Annotated in this window: 16 protein-coding genes and 1 CRISPR repeat array; of the genes, 4 read left to right on the forward strand and 12 right to left on the reverse strand. The window is 73.6% G+C overall.

Annotated elements, in window-relative coordinates; genetic code table 11:
- Positions 1-9: 9 nt before the first annotated feature.
- From D450_RS0120615 to D450_RS0120630, 4 genes are all read right to left on the reverse strand, one after another.
- Positions 10-1,284: a sugar ABC transporter permease gene (locus tag D450_RS0120615; RefSeq protein WP_017540546.1), complete on the reverse strand. Its 1,275-nt coding sequence runs from the start codon at positions 1,282-1,284 to the stop codon at positions 10-12.
- Positions 1,284-2,069 (reverse strand): ATP-binding cassette domain-containing protein, encoded by a 786-nt coding sequence (locus D450_RS0120620; protein WP_017540547.1) that lies wholly within the window; start codon positions 2,067-2,069, stop codon positions 1,284-1,286. Before D450_RS0120620 ends, D450_RS0120615 begins: the two co-directional genes overlap by 1 nt.
- A 243-nt stretch (positions 2,070-2,312) precedes the next feature.
- Complete coding sequence (locus D450_RS0120625; RefSeq protein WP_017540548.1) at positions 2,313-3,443, reverse strand: ABC transporter substrate-binding protein; 1,131 nt, start codon at positions 3,441-3,443, stop codon at positions 2,313-2,315.
- A 274-nt stretch (positions 3,444-3,717) separates the two neighbouring features.
- Positions 3,718-4,893 carry an ROK family transcriptional regulator gene (locus tag D450_RS0120630; RefSeq protein WP_017540549.1) on the reverse strand — a complete coding sequence of 392 codons (1,176 nt, stop codon included), beginning with the start codon at positions 4,891-4,893 and terminating at the stop codon, positions 3,718-3,720.
- A gap of 224 nt (positions 4,894-5,117) precedes the next feature.
- On the opposite strand from D450_RS0120630, the gene D450_RS0120635 reads away from it, so the two are divergent.
- Positions 5,118-5,714 (forward strand): nucleoside/nucleotide kinase family protein, encoded by a 597-nt coding sequence (locus D450_RS0120635; RefSeq protein WP_017540550.1) that lies wholly within the window; start codon positions 5,118-5,120, stop codon positions 5,712-5,714.
- Positions 5,715-5,797: 83 nt separating this feature from the next.
- Positions 5,798-6,070: direct repeats of the CRISPR family, unit length 29 nt; unit sequence CGGTCCATCTCCGCCTGCGCGGAGCTTGC.
- Positions 6,071-6,315: 245 nt separating this feature from the next.
- On the opposite strand, the gene D450_RS0120640 is transcribed toward D450_RS0120635, so the two are convergent.
- Both D450_RS0120640 and D450_RS35650 read right to left on the reverse strand, forming a co-directional pair.
- The gene (locus D450_RS0120640; protein WP_017540551.1) at positions 6,316-6,612 is read right to left on the reverse strand and encodes a hypothetical protein; all 297 of its coding nucleotides are present in this window, start codon (positions 6,610-6,612) and stop codon (positions 6,316-6,318) included.
- A gap of 107 nt (positions 6,613-6,719) precedes the next feature.
- Entirely contained in the window at positions 6,720-7,757 is a 1,038-nt protein-coding gene (locus tag D450_RS35650) for a molybdopterin-dependent oxidoreductase (RefSeq protein WP_394296830.1), read from the reverse strand.
- Positions 7,758-8,644: 887 nt separating this feature from the next.
- Between D450_RS35650 and sigK the strand changes: the two genes are divergently transcribed.
- Together sigK and D450_RS0120655 are read left to right on the forward strand one after the other, a co-directional pair.
- On the forward strand, positions 8,645-9,256 hold the full coding sequence (sigK, locus tag D450_RS0120650; RefSeq protein WP_394296831.1) for an ECF RNA polymerase sigma factor SigK: 612 nt from the start codon (positions 8,645-8,647) through the stop codon (positions 9,254-9,256).
- Positions 9,253-10,062 (forward strand): anti-sigma factor, encoded by an 810-nt coding sequence (locus tag D450_RS0120655; protein WP_017540555.1) that lies wholly within the window; start codon positions 9,253-9,255, stop codon positions 10,060-10,062. The genes sigK and D450_RS0120655 overlap by 4 nt, the downstream gene beginning before the upstream one ends.
- A gap of 328 nt (positions 10,063-10,390) precedes the next feature.
- Here D450_RS0120655 and D450_RS33730 read toward each other — a convergent pair whose 3' ends face one another.
- From D450_RS33730 to D450_RS0120685, 6 genes are all read right to left on the reverse strand, one after another.
- A complete protein-coding gene (locus D450_RS33730; protein WP_017540556.1) occupies positions 10,391-10,555 on the reverse strand; it encodes a hypothetical protein in 165 nt (54 codons plus the stop codon).
- A gap of 724 nt (positions 10,556-11,279) precedes the next feature.
- Complete coding sequence (locus tag D450_RS0120665; protein WP_017540557.1) at positions 11,280-13,184, reverse strand: S9 family peptidase; 1,905 nt, start codon at positions 13,182-13,184, stop codon at positions 11,280-11,282.
- A 332-nt stretch (positions 13,185-13,516) separates the two neighbouring features.
- Positions 13,517-14,821 carry a hypothetical protein gene (locus tag D450_RS0120670; RefSeq protein ID WP_017540558.1) on the reverse strand — a complete coding sequence of 435 codons (1,305 nt, stop codon included), beginning with the start codon at positions 14,819-14,821 and terminating at the stop codon, positions 13,517-13,519.
- Positions 14,811-16,913 carry a hypothetical protein gene (locus D450_RS0120675; protein WP_017540559.1) on the reverse strand — a complete coding sequence of 701 codons (2,103 nt, stop codon included), beginning with the start codon at positions 16,911-16,913 and terminating at the stop codon, positions 14,811-14,813. The genes D450_RS0120670 and D450_RS0120675 overlap by 11 nt, the downstream gene beginning before the upstream one ends.
- Before the next feature lie 248 nt (positions 16,914-17,161).
- The gene (gene acnA, locus D450_RS0120680; RefSeq protein WP_017540560.1) at positions 17,162-19,894 is read right to left on the reverse strand and encodes an aconitate hydratase AcnA; all 2,733 of its coding nucleotides are present in this window, start codon (positions 19,892-19,894) and stop codon (positions 17,162-17,164) included.
- A gap of 352 nt (positions 19,895-20,246) precedes the next feature.
- Positions 20,247-21,179 (reverse strand): LLM class F420-dependent oxidoreductase, encoded by a 933-nt coding sequence (locus tag D450_RS0120685; RefSeq protein ID WP_017540561.1) that lies wholly within the window; start codon positions 21,177-21,179, stop codon positions 20,247-20,249.
- A 177-nt stretch (positions 21,180-21,356) separates the two neighbouring features.
- Here D450_RS0120685 and D450_RS0120690 point away from each other — a divergent pair, with 177 nt between their 5' ends.
- Positions 21,357-21,758: a hypothetical protein gene (locus D450_RS0120690; RefSeq protein WP_241483228.1), complete on the forward strand. Its 402-nt coding sequence runs from the start codon at positions 21,357-21,359 to the stop codon at positions 21,756-21,758.
- The last annotated feature ends 428 nt before the right edge of the window (positions 21,759-22,186 follow it).

Here is a 22,186-nt window from a genome sequence, read left to right on the forward strand (position 1 = left end):
CCCGGCCGGTCAGCCGCCGCGGGCGTGGGCCTTGCGGCTGCGGCGGGAGACCGCGTCCAGGACCACGGCGATGAGCAGCACGATCGCGGTGATCATGTACCGCACCGGGGTGCCCATCTGCAGCAGGTACAGCCCCGAGGTGATGGCGCCCAGCACCAGGCCGCCAAGCAGCGCCGAGTAGGCGTTGCCGCGGCCGCCGAACAGGCTGGTGCCGCCGATGACCGCCGCCGCGATCGCCATCATCAGCTCCTCGCCGGCGGCCGTGTCCAGGCTGGCCGAGAAGGAGCGGGAGACCAGGATGACGCCGCCGAGCGCGGAGAGCATCGAGGCCAGTCCGAAGACCGAGATGCGGATGAGGTCGACGTTGATGCCCGCGCGCCGGGCCGCCTCGGCGCCGCCGCCGACCGCGAACACCATCCGGCCGTACCGCGAGCGGCGCAGCATCAGATCGAAGGCGACCACGAAGCCCACGAAGATCAGGAAGGCCAGCGGCACGCCCTTGAACTGGTTGAGCACCGCGATCGCGCCGAAGACCGGGACCGCCAGCAGCGCGGTGCGCACCGCCTGCTCGCCCAGCGACTTGGCCTGCAGGCCCGCCGCCGCCCGGCGGCGCTCGCCGGTGAAGGTGGTCAGCGCGAAGGCGGCGACCGCCACGACACCGATGAACCAGCCAACCGCGGGCACGAAGTAGGTCTGGGTCAGCGCGGCGATGGCCCCGCTGTCGCTGACGTTGATCGTGCCGTCACCACCGAGCAGCTGCAGCTGCACGCCCTGCCAGCCGAGCAGGCCGGCCAGGGTGACCACGAAGGCGGGCACGCCCACCTTGGCGAAGATCGTGCCGTGGATCAGGCCGATGCCCAGCCCCGCCAGCACGGCCGCGGCGATCGCGATCCACTCGGGCAGGCCGTAGCGGACCGCCAGCACAGCGGTGATCGCCGCCGACGCCCCGGCCACCGAGCCGATGGACAGGTCGATCTCGCCCAGCAGCAGGACCATGATGACGCCGGTGGTCATCAGGCCGACCGCCGCCACCTGCACGGTCAGGTTGGACAGGTTCTGCGGCGAGAGGAAGCGCTCGTGCAGCAGCTGGAAGACGGCGCAGATCACGATCAGTCCGACGACGACCGGCGCCGGGCCCAGCTCGCCGCCGCGCATGCGGCGCAGCGCCGCGGTGACCAGGCCGCGCGGGGATGTTCGGGTGGCGATGAGCCGCGGGTCCTCGGGCCGGGACTGCGGCCCGGCCGCGTCCTTCTCCGCGGCCACCGGTGTCTGCTGCGTGGCCATCACTGCTCTCCCGTCTGGGACGCCCCGACGCGCTCGCTGCGCCGGGCCACCGGGTTGTCGGCCGCGCCGGTGATCGCGGCCACGATCTCCTCGTAGCTGGTCTCCTCGACCGGGAAGTCGCCGCCGTTGCGCCCCAGGCGCAGCACCGCGGCGCGGTCGGCGACGGCGCGCACGTCGGCCATGTTGTGGCTGATCAGGATGACGCCCAGGCCGCGGTCGCGCAGGCGCTCGATGAGGTCGAGGACCTGGGCCGTCTGGGCGACGCCCAGGGCGGCGGTGGGCTCGTCGAGCATGACGACCTTGGGCTCGCCGAGCAGCGCGCGGGCGATGGCGATGATCTGCCGCTGGCCGCCGGACAGCGAGGCGACCGGGATGCGCAGGCTGGGGATCTTCACCGACAGCGAGTCCAGCAGCTCGCGGGCCTTGCGCTCCATCTCGACCTCGTCGAGGGTGCCGAAGCGCATCTGCTCACTGCCGAGGAACAGGTTGGCGACGATGTCGAGGTTGTCGCACAGGGCGAGGTCCTGGTAGATCGTCGCGATCCCGAGGCGCTGGGCGTCGCCGGGCCGGCTGATGGTGACCGGAGCGCCCTCCCACAGGATCTGTCCGGAGTCGGCGGCGTGGGCGCCGGCGATGACCTTGACGAGGGTGGACTTGCCGGCGCCGTTGTCGCCCAGCAGGGCGACGACCTCGCCGGGGGCGATGCTCAGATCGACGTCGCTGAGCGCCTGTACGGCGCCGAATCTCTTGGAGATCCCGGAGAGTTCCAGGACGGGTGTGCTCATGGGTCTTCCCCTTGGCTCCGGCGGGCGGAGGTCGGTGGGTGCGGTCGGGGGCGCTGCGGCGGGGCGGCGGGGCGAGGGGAGCCCCCGGGGATGCGGGTCCCCGGGGGCTCCGGGTAGGCCGGGCGGCCCGGAGGGGGTAGGCCTGCTCGGCGCGGGGCGGTCATCGGGGGCGCGGCCTCTGCGGCGGTGCCCCGTCGGCCCGGTCCCGCCCCCCGCGGGGGCGGGAACCGCCGTCCGGAGCGCCTATCCGGCCAGCTCCTTGCAGAAGTCGGTGTCGGCGTAGTCCTCGGTGCAGATGTCATCGACGGTGTAGAACCCGTCGGAGACCACCGTCTCCTCGATCTTGTCCTCGGTGACCGCGACCGGCTCGAGCAGGACGGCCTGGACCGTCTCGCCGGAGCCGTCCTCCACCTGGGTCAGGCCGTGCTCGCCGCCGTCGTACTCCTCGCCGGTGGCGGCGGCGACCGCCATGTCCGCGGCGATCTCGGCCTCGGGGCGGATCGCCTTGTAGACGGTCATGTACTGCTCGCCCGCGGCGACCCGCTGGATGCCGGCGATCTCGGCGTCCTGGCCGGTGATCGGGGGCATCTCGTCCACGCCGGCGCTCTTGAGGGCGGCGACGATGCCGGCGGCCATGCCGTCGTTGGCCGAGTAGACGCCGTCGATCTCATCGGCGCCCACGGCGGTGATCGCCTGCTCCATCTGGGTCTGGGCGCGGTCGGGCGACCAGTCCGGGGTGTCGTACTCCTTGGCGATCTCGACCTGGCCGTCGAGGACCTCGTGGGCGCCGGACTTGAAGTTGCCGGCGTTGGGGTCGGTGGGCGAGCCGTTGATCATGACGATCTGCGCGTCGTCCCCGGCCTCCTCGGCGTCGAGCGCCTCCAGCAGGGAGCGGCCCTGGACGCGGCCGACCTCTTCGTTGTCGAAGGAGACGTAGTAGTCGACGCCGCCCTCGGCGAGGCGGTCGTAGGCGACGACCGGAACGCCCTGGCCCTTGGCGTTCTTGACGATGCTGGCGGCGGCCTCGGAGTCGACGGCGTCCAGCACGAGCACGTCCACGCCGTCGGTGAGCATGGCCTCGGCCTGGGACTGCTGCTTGGCGGTCTCCTGGTCGGCGTTCTGGTAGAGGAGCTCGCACTCCTCACAGCGCTCGCCCAGGGCCTCCTCGAAGTACGGCTTGTCGAACTTGTCGTACCGGGCGGTCTTGGACTCGGGCAGCAGCAGGCCGACGCTGAAGCCCTCCTCGACGCTGTTGGTCTCGCCCTCGGCGTTCTGGCCGTCGGTGGTGAGGGATCCGCATCCGGCGGCCAGCAGGGCGAGTGCGGCCGCCGCGGCCGGCGCGGCGAGGCGCGCGGCGCGTCGTGTCGTGTTCACAGGGGATGTTCCTCCGGGTGTGGGGTGCGCACCGGGCGGTGCCGCGCAGTGTTGCGCCAGGTGGGGTGCGCCCGGTGAACGGATGACGTGAAGTCAAACCCGGCGCTCCGCTGTCGTCAAGCCTTGAACGCATCACCGAAACATCACAGTGGCTTGCTTCACACTTTGAATGAATGCATCCATGCAGGTCAGAGCCATAATGCCAGACATGTGAAGTTCTGTGGCCCCTGTTTCCCGTTACCGAACCGTGTCACACCCCAGGGTGAGACCGGCGTCACACAGTGGCGTCGCTGCTGGCCGCGGCGGTCATCAGCGCCCCGCGCAGCACGGCGTCGGCCCCCAGCGCGCCCCGCGCCACCGTCAACCTCTGAACGGCGCTGCCCAACGCCCCCAGCTCCAGGCTTCGGCGCATAGGGTCCATCAGGTCCTCCCCCGCCTCGGCCAGCTCTCCGCCGATCAGCAGCGCCTCGGGGTTGAAGGCGTTCACCAGCATCGCCAGGGCCCGCCCCAGGGCGGTGCCGGCCTCGGCGACGACCCGCCGGGACCCCGGGTCGCCCGCCCCGGCCGCGGCCACCAGCTCGGCCACGCTCCCGGGCGCCCCGGCGGCGCCCCGCGCGGGCACCATCTCCAGCAGGTACCCGGCGCCCACCTGGGTCTCCAGGCACCCGCGGTTGCCGCAGCGGCACACCAGGCCGCGCTCGTCCAGGCCCAGGTGGCCGATCTCGCCGGCGGTGCCGCCGGCACCGGGGAACACCCGGCCGTCGACCACCACTCCGGCGCCCACGCCCTCGCCCAGCCGCACGTACACCAGGTGCCGCAGGCCCCGACCGGCCCCCTCGGCCATCTCCGCGCGGGCGGCCAGGTTGGCGTCGTTCCCTGCGGTGGCGGGCAGGCCGAGCCGGTCGGCCAGTTCGGCTCCGGGGCGGAAACCCGCCCAGGAGGGCATGCAGGTGATCGCGCCGACCTCCCCGGTGTCCAGGTCGACCGGGCCGGGCACGGCGGCGCACACCGCGCGCACCGACGACAGGTCCACCCGCGCGGCGGCCAGCACGGTCTCCACCAGCCACACGGCGCGCCGCACGCCCCGGCCGGGGTCGGCGGCGACGTCGTAGGCGATGGTCTCGCGGGCCAGTGTCGCCCCCTCGGCGTCGCCGAGGGCGGCGGTGATGTGCCCCTGGCCGAAGTCGACGCCGACGACGGCGCCGGGCGAGCGCCGCAGGGTGACGGCGCGGGCGCGGCGGCCGTTGGAGTGGGTCTGGCGGACCGAGACGGCGCCGACGGCGCGCAGGTCCCGCACGATGTTGGAGACGCTGGCGGCCGACAGGCCCGTGGCGCGGGCGATCTCGGCCTGGGTGAGGGTGCCGGACTCACGGAGGGCGGCGGTGACCCGGTCCCGGTTGGCCCGGCGCAGTGCAGCCTGGGACCCGGGGGTGGCCTGGACGTCGCTCACGGCGCCTCTTCTCGCATCACACCCCGCCGGCTCGGGGCTCGGGGGAGTCGTCATGCCGGTGGTCAGGCAGCTTACAAGCAGTGAACACGGCGTCGTCTCCCGCCCGTCCCCCAGTACCGGCCGAACACGCGGACAGGAGGACCTCCCTCCGGTGCACCCCTCACCCGCTCAGACGCCCGGCGCCTCCCAGCCCCATCCGCAGCTTCCGGGGTAGGCTGCCGCGCGTGCCCGAGATCTCCACACGCTCCGCCGACTGGCGCGACCGCACCGCCGACCTGCTGCACCGCTCACCCGCACGGGCCGGCCACCGCCGGGTCCTGGCGGTCGAGGGACGATCGGGGGCGGGCAAGACGGCCTTGGCCGAGGCGCTTGCGGCGCGCCTGCGCTGCCCGGTCGTGCACATGGACGACCTGTACCCGGGGTGGGAAGGGCTGGAGGCGGCCGCTCCCCTGGTTCGCCGGTGGGTGATGGAGCCATTGACCGAGGGACGCGACCCGCGCTGGCGCCGCTGGGACTGGGAGACCGGGGACTGGGCCCCCGACGACCCGGGCGGCTGGGACGGAGCCGAGGTCGCCGACACCCTCGTCATCGAGGGCTGCGGCTGCGGAGCGAAGGAGCTGCGCCCGTACCTGTCCCTGCTGGTGTGGGTGGAGGCCCCGCCCGAAGTGCGACGAAGGCGCCTCGACTCGAGGTGGGACGCAGAACTGTACAGGCCCTACCGGGAGATGTGGGCGACCCAGGAAGAGTCCTTCGCAACCCGCCACGCCCCGAGAGACCATGCGGACCTGATCCTGGACAACTCAGCCGAGTCCAAGCAGTAAGCACTACCCGGAGAGTCGGCAATGGCCCATCTCCGCACACGCGGAGCTCGCCAGGCCTGGTGCCAGGCCGCAGTGGAGGACGTCGGTCCATCTCCGCCTGCGCGGAGCTTGCAGGACGTTGACCGTGCACACCTCGATCAGCGCCGGTCCATCTCCGCCTGCGCGGAGCTTGCCCAATAGTGCTGCGGGTCGTTGTCGCCGAAGCCGGTCCATCTCCGCCTGCGCGGAGCTTGCCCCGACCCCGACCTGGAGCGGCTGCGGCGCGACGGTCCATCTCCGCCTGCGCGGAGCTTGCAGGACTGGGAAATCTCGCTGGCCACGGCCGTCAGGTCCATCTCCGCCTGCGCGGAGCTTGCACTTACTGACCTGGGCTTATGTGGGACGTTATCGAAAAGCGACCAATCGCGCACTCTTAGTGGACAGGAACTGTCCGCATTGAATACGGAGGGGCGCAGCACCGGGTGACACGGGGCTCCCGCAGTAGATCGCTGTGCCCCGCCGGAACAGGTGCGTTTCCGAGGGCTGTGTGGCAGCGCTCTCGGAAGCGAACGGCTCCGGCGGGGTCACATGCCGCAATAGGAGCAGGAGCGAAGACGGAGCGTCAGCCCTCGTCCTCCATCTCCTCCCCGTCCTCCTGCATCTCCTCGTCGCCCATCTCCTCGTCGCCCATCTCCTCGTCCTGCATCTCGCCGTCTTCGCCCTCCATGCCCTCGTCCTGCATGGAGTCGCCGTCCTCCTCGGACATTTCGCCCTCTTCCTGCATCTCCTCCTGCTCGGAGTTCTCACCGCCGCCTTCGCCGCCGCCGTTACAGGCGGCGGCTCCGCTCAGCAGGACGACCGTGGTGATGCCGCCGGCGATGGCAAGGCGACGCAGAAGGCTCAAAGGACGCTCGGTCATCGTTACTCCTCAGCTCGAAGATTCCTATGATTCCGATCGGTACGATCGCTTCACTGCACGGCGCCCCATCCGGCCCCCGGTGGGACGCCCCCGATCCCGTGCGGGCGCTACCCCGCCGAGACCGTGATCGTGTGGTGCCCGGTCGCGCCGTCGGGCGCCGGAGGCGCCTCCCTGCCGGTCTGCACCTCGCCGTCCCGCCCCACCGCGCGCACGCTCACCGTGTGCTCGCCGGGCTCGGCGTCCTCCCATTCCAGGACCCACTGGCGCCAGGTGTCCTCGGTCGCCTCGTCCGCCAGGCGCGCGTCCCGCCACTCGCCCCCGTCGATGCGCACCTGCACGCCGTCCACCCCCACGTGCTGCGCCCACGCCACACCGGCCAGGACCACCGTCCCCGCCCCGACGGACTCCCCGTCGCGCGGCGTGTCGATGCGCGACTGGAGCTTGATCGGCGCCCGCGCCGACCACCCCCGCGGCACCCAGTAGGCGTCGAAGGCGTCGAACGTGGTCAGCTCGATCTCCGTGATCCACTTGCACGCCGACACGTATCCGTAGAGCCCGGGCACCACCATCCGCACCGGGAACCCGTGCTCGGGCGGCAGCGGGCGCCCGTTCATCCCCAGGGCGAGCATCGCGTCGCGCCCGTCCATCACCGTCTCGACCGGGGTTCCGATGGTCATGCCGTCGTGGGACCGCGAGACCAGCTGGTCGGCGCGGCCGCCCTCGGACGGCGGCCGCACGCCCGCTTCGCGCAGGAGCGCCGCCAGCGGCACCCCGATCCACCGGGCGTTGCCGATGTACCCCCCGCCGACCTGGTTGGACACGCACGCCAGGGTCACGTCGCGTTCGATGAGGTCGTCGCGCTCCAGCAGGCGGGCGAAGGTGTACTCGCGCTCCTCGGGCACGCCCTCGCCGTGCACGCGCAGGCGCCAGGCCGTGGCGTCGATGCGCGGGACCGACAGCGCCGTGTCGATCCGGTAGAACTCGCCGTTCGGCGTGAAGAAGGACTCCAGCCCCTCGATCTCCAGGTCGGCCCCGTCCGGGACGGGCGCGGCCGGATAGGCGGGCTTGGGCAGGGCGAAGTTCCGGCTCTCCGAGGCCCCGCCCGCGCTCACCCTGCTGTAGACGCCCGCGCCCGTCCCGACCACCGCGGAAGCGGCGGGCGCCGCGCCCCCGAGCTGGNGCGCCGCCGGTCGAAACCGGTCCGCTCTGCGGGGTCGGTGCTCCCTGCCCGGGCGGCGACGGGATCCGCTTCCCCTCCGGCACCCACAGCCGGCGCGCTGGTCGTCCCCTCGGCACCAGCGTCAGTCGCAGAGCCTGCACCACCGGGGACGCCCTCGGAGACCGCCCCGCCCGGGGCGTCGGCAGCGGCCACCTTCATCAGCAGCACCAGCACCAGGTACGCCGCCGCGCCGCCGACGAGCGCGGGCAGGATGTCGAGGGACCCGGCGTTCGGCCGGCTCGCGGCGGCCGCGGCGCCGACCACCGCCAGCGCGCCCGCGCCCAGGCCCGCCACCCATGGGCGGCCGCGCGCCGCCGTCCCCAGCAGCGCGGCGAACACGGCCAGCACGATCCCGATCCCCGCCAGCAGCACCGCCTTGTCCGCGGTTCCGAAGGTCGCGACCGCGAACTCCTTCAGCGGGCGCGGGGCCAGATCGATCACCGCGGCCCCGACCGCCTGCACAGGCGAGGCCGCCGGCCCGAAGGGCACCGCAGCCGCCTCCGCCGCCGCGAGTCCCGCGCCTCCGGCCACCAGGCCGCACACCGCCGCCGCCCAGCCGGGCGTACGCATCATCTGTTCCGACACACCCCTGCTTCGGAGCGGGTGCGTCGGGGGCGACCGCGTTCGCCGGACTTTTCCTTCGCTCCGTTCCCGCCCGTGCCTCCCGACCCGACATTCCCGGGATCAACCCGGGGACGGCCCGATGGAGCGTCGACGGGCAGGCGGCGGAGCGGGCACGCGTCCACCTTCTCCGCCCTGCCGCGTCGCCCTCCCGCCGTCGGCTCCGAATGGCAGGATGACGGAGCCGTGTACATGGACGGACGGGAGAGGTCGGTGGACGAAGCGCTGCCGTCGCCGGCATCGGGCCGCACGCGCGCCGACGGGCTCGGCGACCAGCTGGCCCGGGCATCGCTGGGCGACATGGAGGCGTTCGAAGGGGTCTACCGGGAGCTGGCCGGGCCCGTGTTCGGGATCGCCGCGCGGGTGCTGCTCGACCGCGCCCAGGCCGAGGAGGTCGCCCAGGAGGTGTTCGTGGAGGTGTGGCGCCGGGCCGCGCGCTATGAGGCGTCGGCCGGGAGCGTGCGCTCCTGGGTGCTGACTATCGCCCACCGGCGGGCCGTGGACCGGGTGCGGTCCGAGCAGGCCTCGGCCGACCGGGCCGCGCGGGTGGGGCGGGCCGAGCCCGGGGCGACGCCGCCCGATGAGGTCCCCGAGGCGGTGGAGCACCGCCTGGAACGCGACCGTGTGCGGCGGTGCCTGGGGCGGCTGACCGGGCTGCAACGCGAGGCGGTGCGGCTGACCTACTACGCGGGCTACACCCAGCGGGAGGCGGCCGCCGCGCTGAAGGTACCGCTGACCACGGTCAAGGGCCGGCTCCGCGACGGGTTGATCCGGCTGCGCGACTGCTTGGGGGTGGAGGCGTGAGCCCGCGGGGGTACGACGTGCACGGGCTGACGGCGGCGTACGCGCTGGACGCGCTGGACGGGGCCGAGCGCTCCGAGGTCGAGGCGCACCTGGCCGAGTGCGAGGACTGCCGGCGCGACCTGCGCGAGTTCCAGGAGACGGCCGCGCGCCTTGGCGGCGCCGAGGCGGCGGGCCCGCCGGAGGGTCTGTGGGAGAAGGTCAGGGCGCAGGCCGTGCGCACCCGCCAGCTGCCGCCGGAGGCGTCCGGCATCGAGGACGAAGCCGGAGCCGACGGCGGAGGCGGGACTGGGACCGGGGCCGGGACCGACGGCGGCTCGGGCGGCGGGGCGACGGTCGTCCCGCTCCGTTCCCGCCTGGTGCGCCGCCTGCCCTGGGCGGTGGCGGCGGCCGCTGCGGCGGTGGCGCTGGTGCTCGGCGCGGTCGCCGTGGACCAGGAGCGGCGGATGCAGGAGCTGCAGAAGCACACGTCCGAAGTGGAGGCGCTTCTGGCGGCGCCGGGCACCGAGAAGATGGACCGGCCGGTGTCCGAGAGCGAGGCGCAGGCCACGGTGTTCGCCTCGAACGACCACGACACCATGATGATCATGGTCAAGGGCCTTCCCCCAGCGCCCGACGGCAAGGCCTACCAGCTCTGGTACGTCGACGAGGACGGCATGCGCTCGGCCGGGATGCTGGAGGAGGACGGCGAAGGGATGCTCACGGGCATGGTGAAGGGGATGTCCGGGGCGGAGCAGATCGGGATCACCATGGAGCCCGACACCGGCATGCCCGAACCCAGCAAGGACCCGATGAAGGTCGACGTCTGAGGCCCTTCCGCCCACACGTCCCCGACCAAGAGGGGGCGGTGCCGCGCGTCTGCGTCGGCCCGCCGAACCGTCCGCCGACACCGAGGCGGGTTCCCGGGGCGGCGGCGGGACCGATCCGCTGCTCCGCGCCACCGGCCCCGCGCTTCCCTCTCCCTCAATCCCCATGCCTCAAGGCCGGAACTCGGCGGCGTACGGAGCCTGGAGGGGCTGGAGGGGCGGTGCTCCCGCCGGCCTCCCCTGGCTCGCCGCCGGTGTGCGCCACTGCCCGGACACGGATCCGACCGGGCCGCGGCGCTCTCAGACGGGGCTCAGACGACGCTCAGAGCGCCTAGCTCGTGGCGCCGCTGAACGCCTTCTTCACGGCGAAGGCCCCCAGGACCACCAGCCCGATGAGCAGCACCCACTTGAACAGGGCCATGAAGACTCCGAACAGCCAGCCCGCTGCGAAGAAGGCCAGGAAGATCACCAGTGCGATGAGGAAGATGCGTCCCATGCCTTCACGGTATGTGCCGAAACCATGGGGCGGTACCCGTCCCAGGGTTCATTCGGGGAACGTTCAGGGCCGCCCCTGAGGGGGATCCATGAATCGTGGCGGGGACGTCGTCCGTATCGGAGGGAGGGGCGGCGGTCGAGCAGGCGAAGGCTTGGCGTGGCCGCTCAGGACGTACGGCTCCCGTCTGCCCAGGCCTGTTCGACCTTCCCGCCAGGGAACGCACCCCTCGCTGAACGGCTGTAAGCCACCCAAGAGGGACCCCCACGCCCTCACCGGATTGCGCCCGGTTATTGCAGTACGCCGGTCCCCGAGGTCGTGTCCGCCGGCGTGGTGGAACTCTCGGCCGCGTCCTTGTGAGCGGTGCGACCGCTGCGGCGCGATCGGCGACCCCGCCCCGGGCGCGCCCCCTCCTTCTTGCCGTTGATCTCGGGAAAGTCGGGGTAATACCGGCCGGTATTACCCCGACTTTCCCGAGATCAACGGGGGTGTCGGTGTGGGCGGCCGGGGCCCGGAGGGTTCCACCACGCCGGTGGACACGACCGTCCCCGACGGTCAGGGGCCTCCCTCGTCTCGGCAGGCCCCTCGGCGGCGATGACGCGGTCGACGGCCGGGGGCCTCCGCCTCGCGCGCTCGCCCTGCCCCGGTGGACCGCGTGCGAGGCGGAGGCAGGCGTCCGGGCCCCGTTCAGCGGTGCCTCCGCAGGCGACCCCCTACGGGCGGCGCTTCACAGGTGGCGCCGCCACCAGTCCAGGATCGCCTCGAACCTCGCGACGCGGTGGCTGGGCAGCCCGCTGCGGGACAGTTCGTGGCCCTCCCCCGGGAACAGCAGCATCTCCACCTCCGCCCGGCGCGACCTCAGGGCCGTGAACAGGCGCTGGGCCTGTTCGAGCGGGCAGCGCCAGTCCTCCTCGGAGTGGATGATCAGCATCGGGATGGCGATCTTGTGGGCCCGCTCCAGAGGGCTGTGGTCGGCCCACGTGGCCGGGTCCCCGTACAGCTGCTCGGCGAACACCCACCCGATGTCGCTGGTGCCGTACATGCTGTCGATCGCGTTGACCGCCCGCTCGCTGATGGCCGCGCGGAACCGTTCGCCGTGCTCGGCCGCCATCCAGCTGGTCATGTACCCGCCGTGCGAGCCGCCGAGCACCCCCACCCGGTCGGGATCGAGCCCGTCGTGCTTGAGCGCGGCGTCGAGCAGGGCCAGCAGGTCGGCGGCGGTCACCCGCCCCACGTCGCCGAGTACCGCCTTGCCGTGCGCCTGCCCGTACCCCGACGACCCGCGCGGGTTGCCCATCACCACCGCGTACCCGGCCTCGGCGTAGACCTGCGCCTCGTCGAAGACCTGCCACCCGTACTGGGTGAACGGCCCGCCGTGGATCATCAGCAGCACCGGGTGCGGCCCCGGCCCCTCCGGACGCAGCACCCAGCCGTGCACCGGGTACCCGTCCGGCGCCGCGGTCTCGACCTCCTCCATCGGGACCCACTCGCGCGTGGAGGCGAAGGAGGTGAGCCGGCGCTCCTCGGCACCGTCGAGGACCACCAGCTCACCGGGGGACGCCCCGTCCCCGACCCCGACGGCCGTCACCCCGCCCGCGCGGGCCGCGCCGCCCGCCAGGCGCGGCCCCTCCAGCAGGACGCGGGGCTCGGCCCCGTCGTAGGGGACCAGGAGCAGGTTCACGGCGCCGCGGTTCTCGGAGCAGAACAGCACCCCGTCCTCGACGGGGACGATCCGGGTGCCGCGCCCCGTGGTGAAGCGCTCTTCGTCGGTGAGGCGGACCGGGGCCGCCGACCCGTCGACCGGGACCGACCAGAGCCCGGTGTTCTCGGTGGTGCACCAGCGCCCCTCCGGACCGGCGTCGGAGGCGGCGTAGAGCACGGTCGCGCCGTCCGGGGCGAACCGGGCGTGGTCGATCCCCTCGGCGGTGCGGGTCAGGCGCCGCAGCCCCGCCCCGTCCGGCGCGCACACCCACACGTCCTCCGCGAACACCCGGTCGCGGTCCTCGTGGCGGGCGGCGGCGAAGCACAGCAGGTCCCCGCGCGGGCTCCAGTCCAGGCCGTAGTGCTCGTACGGCCCGTCGGTGACCTGCACCGGCTCGGGCAGGGAACCGTCCTCGCCCGGCTCGGCCGCCTCGACGGTGAACACGTGCGCGGGCCGGTCGCAGATGAAGCCCTCGCCGTCGTAGCGGTATTCGAAACCGGTGATGCGGCGCGGCTGCTCCTTACCGGATTCGCCCTGGTAGCGCCCTTCCTCGGGGACCCGGGAGACGAACGCCAGACGCCGTGAGTCCGGGCTCCACACCGGCTGCCCCGCCCCCTGCGGGACGTCGGTGAGCCGCCAGGCCTCGCCGCCGTCGGCGGGCATGAGGTGCAGCTGCGGGTGCCCGCCGTCCTGAGCCCGCACGAACGCGATCAGGCGCCCGTCGGGCGAGAACGCGGGTGCGCCGTCCTGTCCGCCGCGGGTGAGCCGGCGTTCGGGGGCCGAGCCGTCGGTGGGCACGGCCCACAGCTCGCCGCGGTAGGAGTCGGTGTCCAGGTGGGGGCGGCGGGTGGCCACCACGGCCACCCGGCCGTCGGGGGACAGCGTAGGGGCTCCGAGGGTGTGGAAGCGCTCGATGTCGACTGAACTCATCCGGTGACCCTAGCCGTGCGGATGTGGGCCGCACCACTCGGTTTCCCCTCGCGCGCAGACCGGATCCGGCCCGTTGCGCGACGACTCCCGTCCCTCTGCCCGTCGCCTGTGCCGTCCTGTGGCCGCACCGCGCCGAACGGCAGCCCTTCCGAACTTCCGAAGGCTCAGTGCCGGCCATTGCGCTGGTCCCGCAGGGCGGCCACGCCCTGCCCTTTGCCCTGCCTCCGGTCCGGCGAAGGGCAGGGGCGGTCATCGATAGTGGTGAGATCACCACTATCGGCGGCCTGAAGTGGTGGTGTCGCCACTATCGATGGCCGGTCCCGGGCCGACGGTCAGCCGCGGGCGCGGTGGTCGCCCCTCTGGACGCGCTTCACCAGGTCGTCGGTCAGCGTGCCGAAGCCCGTCGCGGCCCACACGCTCTCCTCCGCCGGCACGTCGTAGTAGGGCACGGTCCGGCCCTCGTACTCGACCAGCAGCGGGTCCGGGCGCATCCGCGTGCGGACCGACTGCGCGCACCCCTTGCACAGCGGTACACGGACGGTGCGCTCGCCGCCCAGCTGCCGCCAGTCGGTCTCGGCGGTCGCGGTGCCGTGCAGCGGGTTGGCGTAGCAGTGGCGGCGCTCGCGCCCCTTCCCTCCGTGCTCGGCGCGCACCATGGCGTCCTCGGCCTTGTCGAGCAGGACCAGCACGCCCGCCAGGTCGGCGGTGCCCTCCTCGCCCTCCGGTGCCCCGTCCAGGACCGTTCGGGCGGCCGCGTGGGCGTCCAGCGCGGCGGTCGCCGCCTGGGCCGCGCCCTTGCCGGTGCCCGCCTCCAGCGCGCTGAGCCGCTCCCCCACTTCGACGAGCTCGCGTTCGGCCCGCTCCTGCAGGACCTCCCGGCGCGCCCGGTCCACGTTGTCGAACGCGGCGTGCTTCGGGGCCTCGGGAAGGCTCCGGGGCCGCCGCCACAGGTACCCCCCGCCGAGCACGGCCAGGAGCAGCACCGCGGCACCGGCCGCCCACGGCCAGACCGCGCCGCCTCCGGTCGTCGACCCGTCCCCGGCGGCCCCTGAGGAGTCCGACCCGGAGTCCTGCGAGCCGTTCTCCCCCTCAGGAACCTGCGCCGCGGCCTCCTGCTCGTCGAGGGCGGCCTCCGGGTCGTCCTCCAGGGCGAACCCCACGGCCGTCTCCGCCTTCTCCGCCAGGGGCGTGTCGTACTCGGTGGCGTAGGAGGCGGCCAGGGAACCGTAGAACGCGCGCTTCCGCCCGCTCTCCGACTCGTCCGGCGAGGGGTAGTCCTCCCCGTGCACCCTGGTGTCGCCCAGCACCAGGTAGTGCCCGGAGCCGCCCAGCCGGTCGTGGACCGCGGCGGCGAGGGCGCCGGGATCGCCGCCCCACTGGTCCCCCTCCACCAGCGGCACCAGGACGACCCTCAGCTCCACGCCGCTGTCCTCGATGTCCTCCACCATTCCGGCGCGGGTCTCCTCGGGGAGCGCGCTGTCGAAGGCGGGGTCGACGTAGACGGGCGACTCCCGCAGTCCGGCGGCGATGGTCTGCGCCGGGCTGGTCTCCTGTGCTCCGGCGGCAGCCGCGGGGACGGGCCCCAGGGCGACCGCGGCGGCGGCGAGCAGGGCGGCGGCCCCGGTCTCAACGCGCACGGGCTTCCTCCTCAAAAGGATCGTCGGGGATGAGCCGGGAACGGTACTCACTGCGGACCCACATCCGGTCGAGGGCCAGGTGCGGCACGCGCCATCCGCCTTCGCGCACGCGCACGCGCAGGGGGAACCTCCGCCGCTCCCCCCGGTCCAGGCAGCCGCGGCACATGGCGAGGGAAGCCCCGCCGTCCCCGGCCCCGGCCGAGGACTCCGAGCCGACCGTCCGGGCGAGCCTTGTGCGGGCCCGCCCGTCCGAGGGCCCGTGGAGGGGGTTGACCATGCACACGGGCCGCTCCGCGGCGTCGGCGGTCTGCGGGTCGAGCCTGTCTGCGGCGCACCGGGCCAGCACGGCGGCGGCGGCCTGGTCGAGCTCGTCCGCGCGCTCGTCGCGCAGCACCCGCAAGGCGATGTCGGCCTCGCGCGTGGCCTCGGCGACCCCGGGACCGTCCGGGGGCGCCGCCTCCAGGGCGCGCAGCGCGCGCCGGACGTCGCGGTGGGCCATGGGGCGTAGGCGCCGCCCCGGCGCCGCCGCCACGACCCCGGCCCACCACTGCGCCGAGCCGCCGAACAGGGCGACGGTGAAGTACAACAGGATGCCGACGATCGGGCCGATCACGAGCAGGCCGGGGAAGAAGCCCTCGCCGAGGAAGGACGCCGTGCGGGACTCCTCGTCGGCCTCGCCCTCCTCGTCCTGCAGCGACTCGGCTGCCATGGGCATGCTGTCCTCCGCCCCGGGGTCGGGCTCGGCCTCCCGCGCCAGGTCCAGTACGGGCTCCAGGTGCTCGGCGACGGGCAGCTCGCCCGGCGCCCCCTCCCCGGCCGCCTCGGAGACGCCCTCCCTGAGGGTCGACGAGGCGGTGATCGGCAGCTCCACGCCGCGCGTGGCGATCCCGGTGCCCAGGCCCCTGGGGTCCATGACGACGTAGAGGCCGTCCTCGCCCACGGTGTGCGCCAGGGCGTGCGCCAGAACCTCGGTGTCGCCGCCGGACTCGTCGGAATCGGCGCTGATGACCGAGGCCATGTACACCGGGACGGGGGCCTCGGCGGCCCGCTCCCGGAGACCGGCGAGGTCGCCGCGCTCGCCGGACCAGAGCGGGTCGACGGGGATGCCGCCGTCCTCCATCTCCGCGGCGACCCGGTCCACCCGGACGGTCTCGGCGACGTACGGCGGTTCCGCCAGGGCCTCCTCGGGCGGTACCTGTTCGGGGGCCTCCTCCTGCTCGTCGGCGCCGGCCTCCTCGGAGGGCGCGAGCGGGTTCCAGGCCGCGTAGAGCCCGGCCGCCGCGAGCACGGACACCGCTGCGACGCCGTACACCAGCGCGGTCAGGACCGGCCGCCCCTTCCGGAGGCGCGAGTAGACCGCGAGGCCGCCCGCGCCCAGGACCGCCCCGGCCGCGGTCGCCGCCAGGAACCCCAGGTTGCCCAGGCCCGTCGGGTCGTCGGGCCGCAGGCCGTCCAGGAAGTCCGCGAAGGCCGAGTCCTCTTCCCCGGAGGGGGACCGGTCGTCGCCGTCCTGCTCGGCCGCCTCCAGATGGGCCTCCCGGGCCTCGTCGGCCTTGCGCTCCACCTCCGGGTCGAGCAGGGCGTCGACGTAGCGCTCGGCGATCAGCGCCGGGGAGGAGTCGTAGTCCAGGTCCTCGTCGATGAGCAGGAGGTACTCGGCGTCGTCGACGGGCAGCCGCACGCCGGGGGTGGCCGCCGTGGCGACCGAGGTCCGGCCTTCGGAGACGTGGACGTACACCCCGTCCTCGCCGATCCGGTCCCGCAGGGCGGCGACGAGGTCGTCGCCCTCGACGGCCGTGGACATCGGCGGGGTGACGACGACGTGGAAGGGGGTGTCCAGCCGGGCGAACTCCGCGCTCACCCGCTCGCCCAGCTCGTGGGTGTCGTAGGCCCCGGCGAGCAGGTCGCTGACGACGACCGCCTCCCCCTCGGGCTCGTCCTCCAGCAGCCCGGCCAGGTGGGCGGCCGGGGTGGGCGGGTCGGGGGGCGCGTCGGCGGACGCCGGGTGCGCGGCGAGGAGCGGGAGCACGGTGATCAGGGCCGCCGCGAGGATCCGCGCGGCCCCGGAAAAGCACCGGGGGATGTCGTGCATGCGCCGACACTACCGCTCACCTGGGCATCCGCGCATACCGCCCCATCCCGGGCGGCCGCCGGCGGCGCCGCCGCGGGGCCGACAGGGCCGCATCCGGCGGGCCGCATACGACAGGGCCGCCGCCGTCTCCTGGACGGCGGCGGCCCTCACCTCCTTGTCCCCGGGCGGGGTCACCGGTCCCGGGCGACCGGCCCGCGGGCGGGCCGGAGGCCTGTGGCGCGGGCCGGGGCGCGCCCCGGCCCTGCGGGCTACTTCTGCATCAGCTGGCGCAGCACGAACTGGAGGATGCCGCCGTTGCGGTAGTAGTCGGCCTCCCCGGGGGTGTCGATGCGCACCACGGCGTCGAACTCGACGCCGGTGTCGGTGGTCACCTTCACCGTGGAGGGGATGCGGCCCTCGTTGAGCTCGGTGATGCCGGAGATGGAGAAGGCCTCCTCACCAGTCAGCCCCAGGTCGTCGGCCGAGCGCCCCTCCGGGAACTGCAGCGGCAGCACGCCCATGCCGATCAGGTTCGAGCGGTGGATGCGCTCGAAGGAGTCGGCGATGACCGCGCGCACGCCCAGCAGGCGGGTGCCCTTGGCGGCCCAGTCGCGCGAGGAGCCCGAGCCGTACTCCTTGCCGCCCAGCACCACCAGCGGGGTGCCCTGCGCGGCGTAGTTCTGCGCGGCGTCGTAGATGAACGTCACCGGCGCGTCGGCGGCGTTCTCGGCCTGGGTGAAGTCGCGGGTGTAGCCGCCTTCGGTGCCCGGCGCGATCTGGTTGCGCAGGCGGATGTTGGCGAAGGTGCCGCGGATCATCACCTCGTGGTTGCCGCGGCGCGACCCGTAGGAGTTGAAGTCCTTGCGCTGGACCCCGTTCTCCTCCAGGTACTGCGCGGCCGGGGTGCCCGGCTTGATGGCGCCGGCCGGGGAGATGTGGTCGGTGGTGACCGAGTCGCCCAGCTTGGCCAGCACGCGGGCGCCGGAGATGTCGGTGACCGGCTCCGGGGTGGCGCCCATGCCCTCGAAGTACGGGGGCTTGCGCACGTAGGTGGACTCGGCATCCCACTCGAAGGTGCTGCCGGTCGGCGTGGGCAGCGAGCGCCACCGGTCGTCGCCAGCGAACACGTCGGAGTAGGCCGAGGTGTACATGTCCGAGGCGATCGCGGTGTCGATGACCTCCTGGATCTCCTCCGGCGAGGGCCAGATCTCGCTCAGGTAGACCGGCTCGCCCTCGCTGTCGGTGCCCAGCGGCTCGGTGGTGATGTCCACGTCCATGGACCCGGCCAGGGCGTAGGCCACCACCAGCGGCGGGGAGGCCAGGTAGTTCATCTTGACGTCGGGGTTGATGCGGCCCTCGAAGTTGCGGTTGCCCGAGAGCACCGAGGTGACCGCCAGGTCCCCGTCCTGCACCGCCTTGGAGATCTCCTCCGGCAGCGGGCCGGAGTTGCCGATGCAGGTGGTGCAGCCGTACCCGACCAGGTTGAAGCCGAGCTTGTCCAGGTAGGGGGTCAGGCCCGAGCGCTCGAAGTAGTCGGTGACGACCTTGGAGCCGGGCGCCAGCGAGGTCTTGACCCAGGGCTTGCGGTTCAGGCCGCGCTCCACCGCCTTCTTGGCCAGCAGGGCGGCGCCCAGCATGACCGAGGGGTTGGAGGTGTTGGTGCAGGAGGTGATCGCGGCGATCACCACGGCGCCGTGGTCCAGCTCGGTCTCGGTGCCGTCGGCCATGGTGACCTTGACCGCCTTGTGCGGACGGCCGTTGGCCGCCTGCGCGGGGGCGTCGGAGGCCGGGAAGGACTCATCGCCCGCCTCGTCGGTGGCGTCGTCGACGTAGTTCTGCACGTCGCGGCGCCAGGTGTGCTTGGCCTCCGACAGCGAGATGCGATCCTGCGGGCGCTTGGGGCCGGCGATGGACGGCACGACGTCGCCCAGGTCCAGCTCCAGGTACTCGGAGAACTCCGGCTCGTGCGCCGGGTCCAGCCACAGGCCCTGCTCCTTGGCATAGGCCTCGACCAGCGCGGTCTGGGCCTCGGGGCGGCCGGTGAGCCGCATGTACCGCAGGGTCTCCTCGTCGATCGGGAAGATCGCCGCGGTGGAGCCGAACTCCGGGCTCATGTTGCCGATGGTGGCGCGGTTGGCCAGCGGCACCGAGGCCACGCCCTCGCCGTAGAACTCGACGAACTTGCCGACCACGCCGTGCTCGCGGAGCATCTCAGTGATGGTGAGCACCAGGTCGGTGGCGGTGGTGCCGGGGTTGAGCCGGCCGGTGAGCTTGAAGCCGACCACCCGCGGGATGAGCATGGAGATCGGCTGGCCGAGCATGGCGGCCTCGGCCTCGATGCCGCCGACGCCCCAGCCCAGGATGCCCAGGCCGTTCTGCATCGTGGTGTGGGAGTCGGTGCCCACGCAGGTGTCGGGGTAGGCCTGGCCGTTGCGGTTCATGGTGACCCGGGCCAGGTGCTCGATGTTGGCCTGGTGCACGATGCCGGTGCCGGGCGGGACGACCTTGAACTCGTCGAAGGCGGTCTGGCCCCAGCGCAGGAACTTGTAGCGCTCGCCGTTGCGCTGGTACTCGACCTCGACGTTGCGCTCGAAGGAGTCGTGGTGGCCGAAGAAGTCGACGACGACGGAGTGGTCGATCACCAGCTCGGCCGGGGCCAGCGGGTTGACCTTGTCGGTGTCGCCGCCCATCTCCTCGACGGCCTCGCGCATGGTCGCCAGGTCGACGACGCAGGGCACGCCGGTGAAGTCCTGCATGATCACCCGGGCCGGGGTGAACTGGATCTCCTGGCTCGGCCTGGCCTTGGGGTCCCACTCGCCGAGCGCGCGGATGTGCTCGGCGGTGACGTTGGCCCCGTCCTCGGTGCGCAGGAGGTTCTCCAGGAGAACCTTCAGGCTGTAGGGAAGCCGCCCGGAGCCCTTGACGGCGTCCAGACGGAAGATCTCGTACGACTCGCCGCCGACACTGAGCGTGTCACGGCTGCCGAAGCTGTTCGCGGACACGGATTCTGCCTCCTGATCTCGCCACTTTCTCCCGCCCATCCTCCCGCACGGGAGGGCCGGGAGATCACTGAGGCCGCCCTTGGCCGCGCGCCCCGCGAGCGGAGGCGTGGTCGCCTCGGGCCCCTCCGAAACACCCCGTCCCACCGGCGCCGACGCGCCGGGCCGCGCCCCCGCCGGCGGCGCGGGGCCCAGGCGTCGCCGCGGCCGCGCCCGCCGCGGAGGCGAGCGACCTCACACGTCCGGTGAGCCGTGCGACGGTTATCTCGACATCAAGGTATCGAACCGATATCTCGATATCAAGTTATCTGGGCGGGGCGGGTCCCCGGCCGCCCCGCCCGCCGCGCGCCGGGCCTCAGCCCAGCTGCGGCATGACCTTGTCGGCCACCAGCTCCAGGTGGTCCAGGTCGGACAGGTCCAGGACCTGAAGGTACATCCGCTCGGCGCCGGCCTCGGCGAACCGGCCGATCTTGTCGGCCACCTCGGCCGGGGTCCCGGCCAGCCCGTTGGCCTTGAGCTCGTCCACGTCCCGGCCGATCGCAGCGGCGCGCCGCGCCACCTCGGCGTCGTCGGCGCCGCAGCACAGCACCTGGGCCGCGGAGTAGACCATCGGGGCGGTGCGCCCGGCGGCCCGGACCGCGTCCCGGGTGCGGCCGAACGCCGCGGCGGTCTCCTCGGCCGAGGAGAAGGGCACGTTGTACTCGTCGGCGTGCGCGGCCGCCAGGCGCGGGGTGCGCTTGGGGCCGGTGCCGCCGATCAGCACCGGCGGGCGCGGCGCCTGCACGGGCTTGGGCAGGGCGGGGGCGTCGGTGAGCCGGTAGTGGCGGCCCTCATAGCGGAAGGACTCCCCCACGGGGGTGGACCACAGCCCCGTGATGACGTCCAGCTGCTCCTCGTAGCGGTCGAACCGCTCGCGCGCCGAGGCGGGGAAGGGGATGCCGTAGGCGGCGTGCTCGGCCTCGTACCAGCCGGCGCCGAAGCCGAACTCCACCCGGCCGCCGCTCATCCGGTCGACCTGGGCCACGCTGATCGCCAGCGGGCCGGGGTGGCGGAACGTCGCCGCCGTCATCAGGGTGCCCAGGCGGATCCGGGAGGTCTCCCGGGCCAGCCCGGCCAGGGTGATCCAGGCGTCGGTGGGGCCCGGCAGGCCGTCCACGTCGCCCATCTTCAGGTAGTGGTCGGAGCGGAAGAAAGCGTCGAACCGCAGGTCTTCCGCGGCCTTGGCGACCGCCAGCAGGGTGTCGTAGGAGGCGCCCTGCTGCGGCTCGGTGAAAATCCTCAAGCGCATACGCCCCATTGTTCCCCTCTTGCGGCCGACCGGGTAACGCGCCGCGCGCCCTCCACGGTTCTCATCCGGTGTTCTCCTGGCCGTTCCCGGCCACAGCCGCGAACCGGACGAACCGCCGTGCGCGCGGACGGCGTTGACCGCCCTGAACCGCCCCCTACCCGCATCCGGAGGATGTCAATGCCCGTCGAACGCTCAATGGCCGCCGCCCTCTCCACCGCCGCCGCGGCGGCCGCACTGCTGTCGGCCGGAGGGGCCGCGGCCGACACGGCCGTCCCCGACGTCGGGGACGGGGCCGTCATGGTCGCGTGCCAGGACCCCGGCTCCGCCCCGGTTCCGCCCGAGGAGGCCGCGGCGGCGGAGGACGCGCTCGTGCTCTCCGTCGGGCCGGAGGCGCAGGAGCACCCCGACGAGGAGGAGCCCGCCCTGCTCGACTGCGGCCCGGCCGCCGCACTGCCGGGCGGGGAGGAGGCCTGTTCCGCATTGACCCCGCCGGAGGGGCCGGACGCCGCGCCGGTGCCCGACCCCGAGGCTCCGACCGCTGCCGAGGACGGCCTGTGCTGGGCCCTCGTGCTCGACTGACGTGCGACGCCACACGCCCCGGGAGGCGTGATCCGTGACGGCGTCCGCTGGAGCGGTGCGGCTTTCGGCGGCCGTGGCCGCCATCGGTGGGGGCGTTCGGCCGTCTGTCGACGGACGGGGCGCCGACCGGGCATCCGAAGGCGGCTGCGGTCCGGCCCCTCGGAGGCGCCCTCGCCGGCCCGGCCGACTACACCGCGCGGTGCGCGACTACTCCCCCCACGGGCGTCACCGATGTCGACCGTGTGTCGGCGGATGCGCCGGCACAGGAGCCGTCGCCCTCAGCGGCCGCCCCGTTGCAACGACCGATCGACACCACCCCCGCCGCGAGCGCGGCCCTGTCCGAGCAGATCGGCGCCCTGGCAGCACGGCACCAACGAGAACACCGACCGGCTGGGGCGCGACTACTTCCCCAAAGGCGTCACCGACTT

Source organism: Nocardiopsis halophila DSM 44494 (assembly GCF_000341245.1).
In the GTDB taxonomy this organism is placed as follows: domain Bacteria; phylum Actinomycetota; class Actinomycetes; order Streptosporangiales; family Streptosporangiaceae; genus Nocardiopsis_A; species Nocardiopsis_A halophila.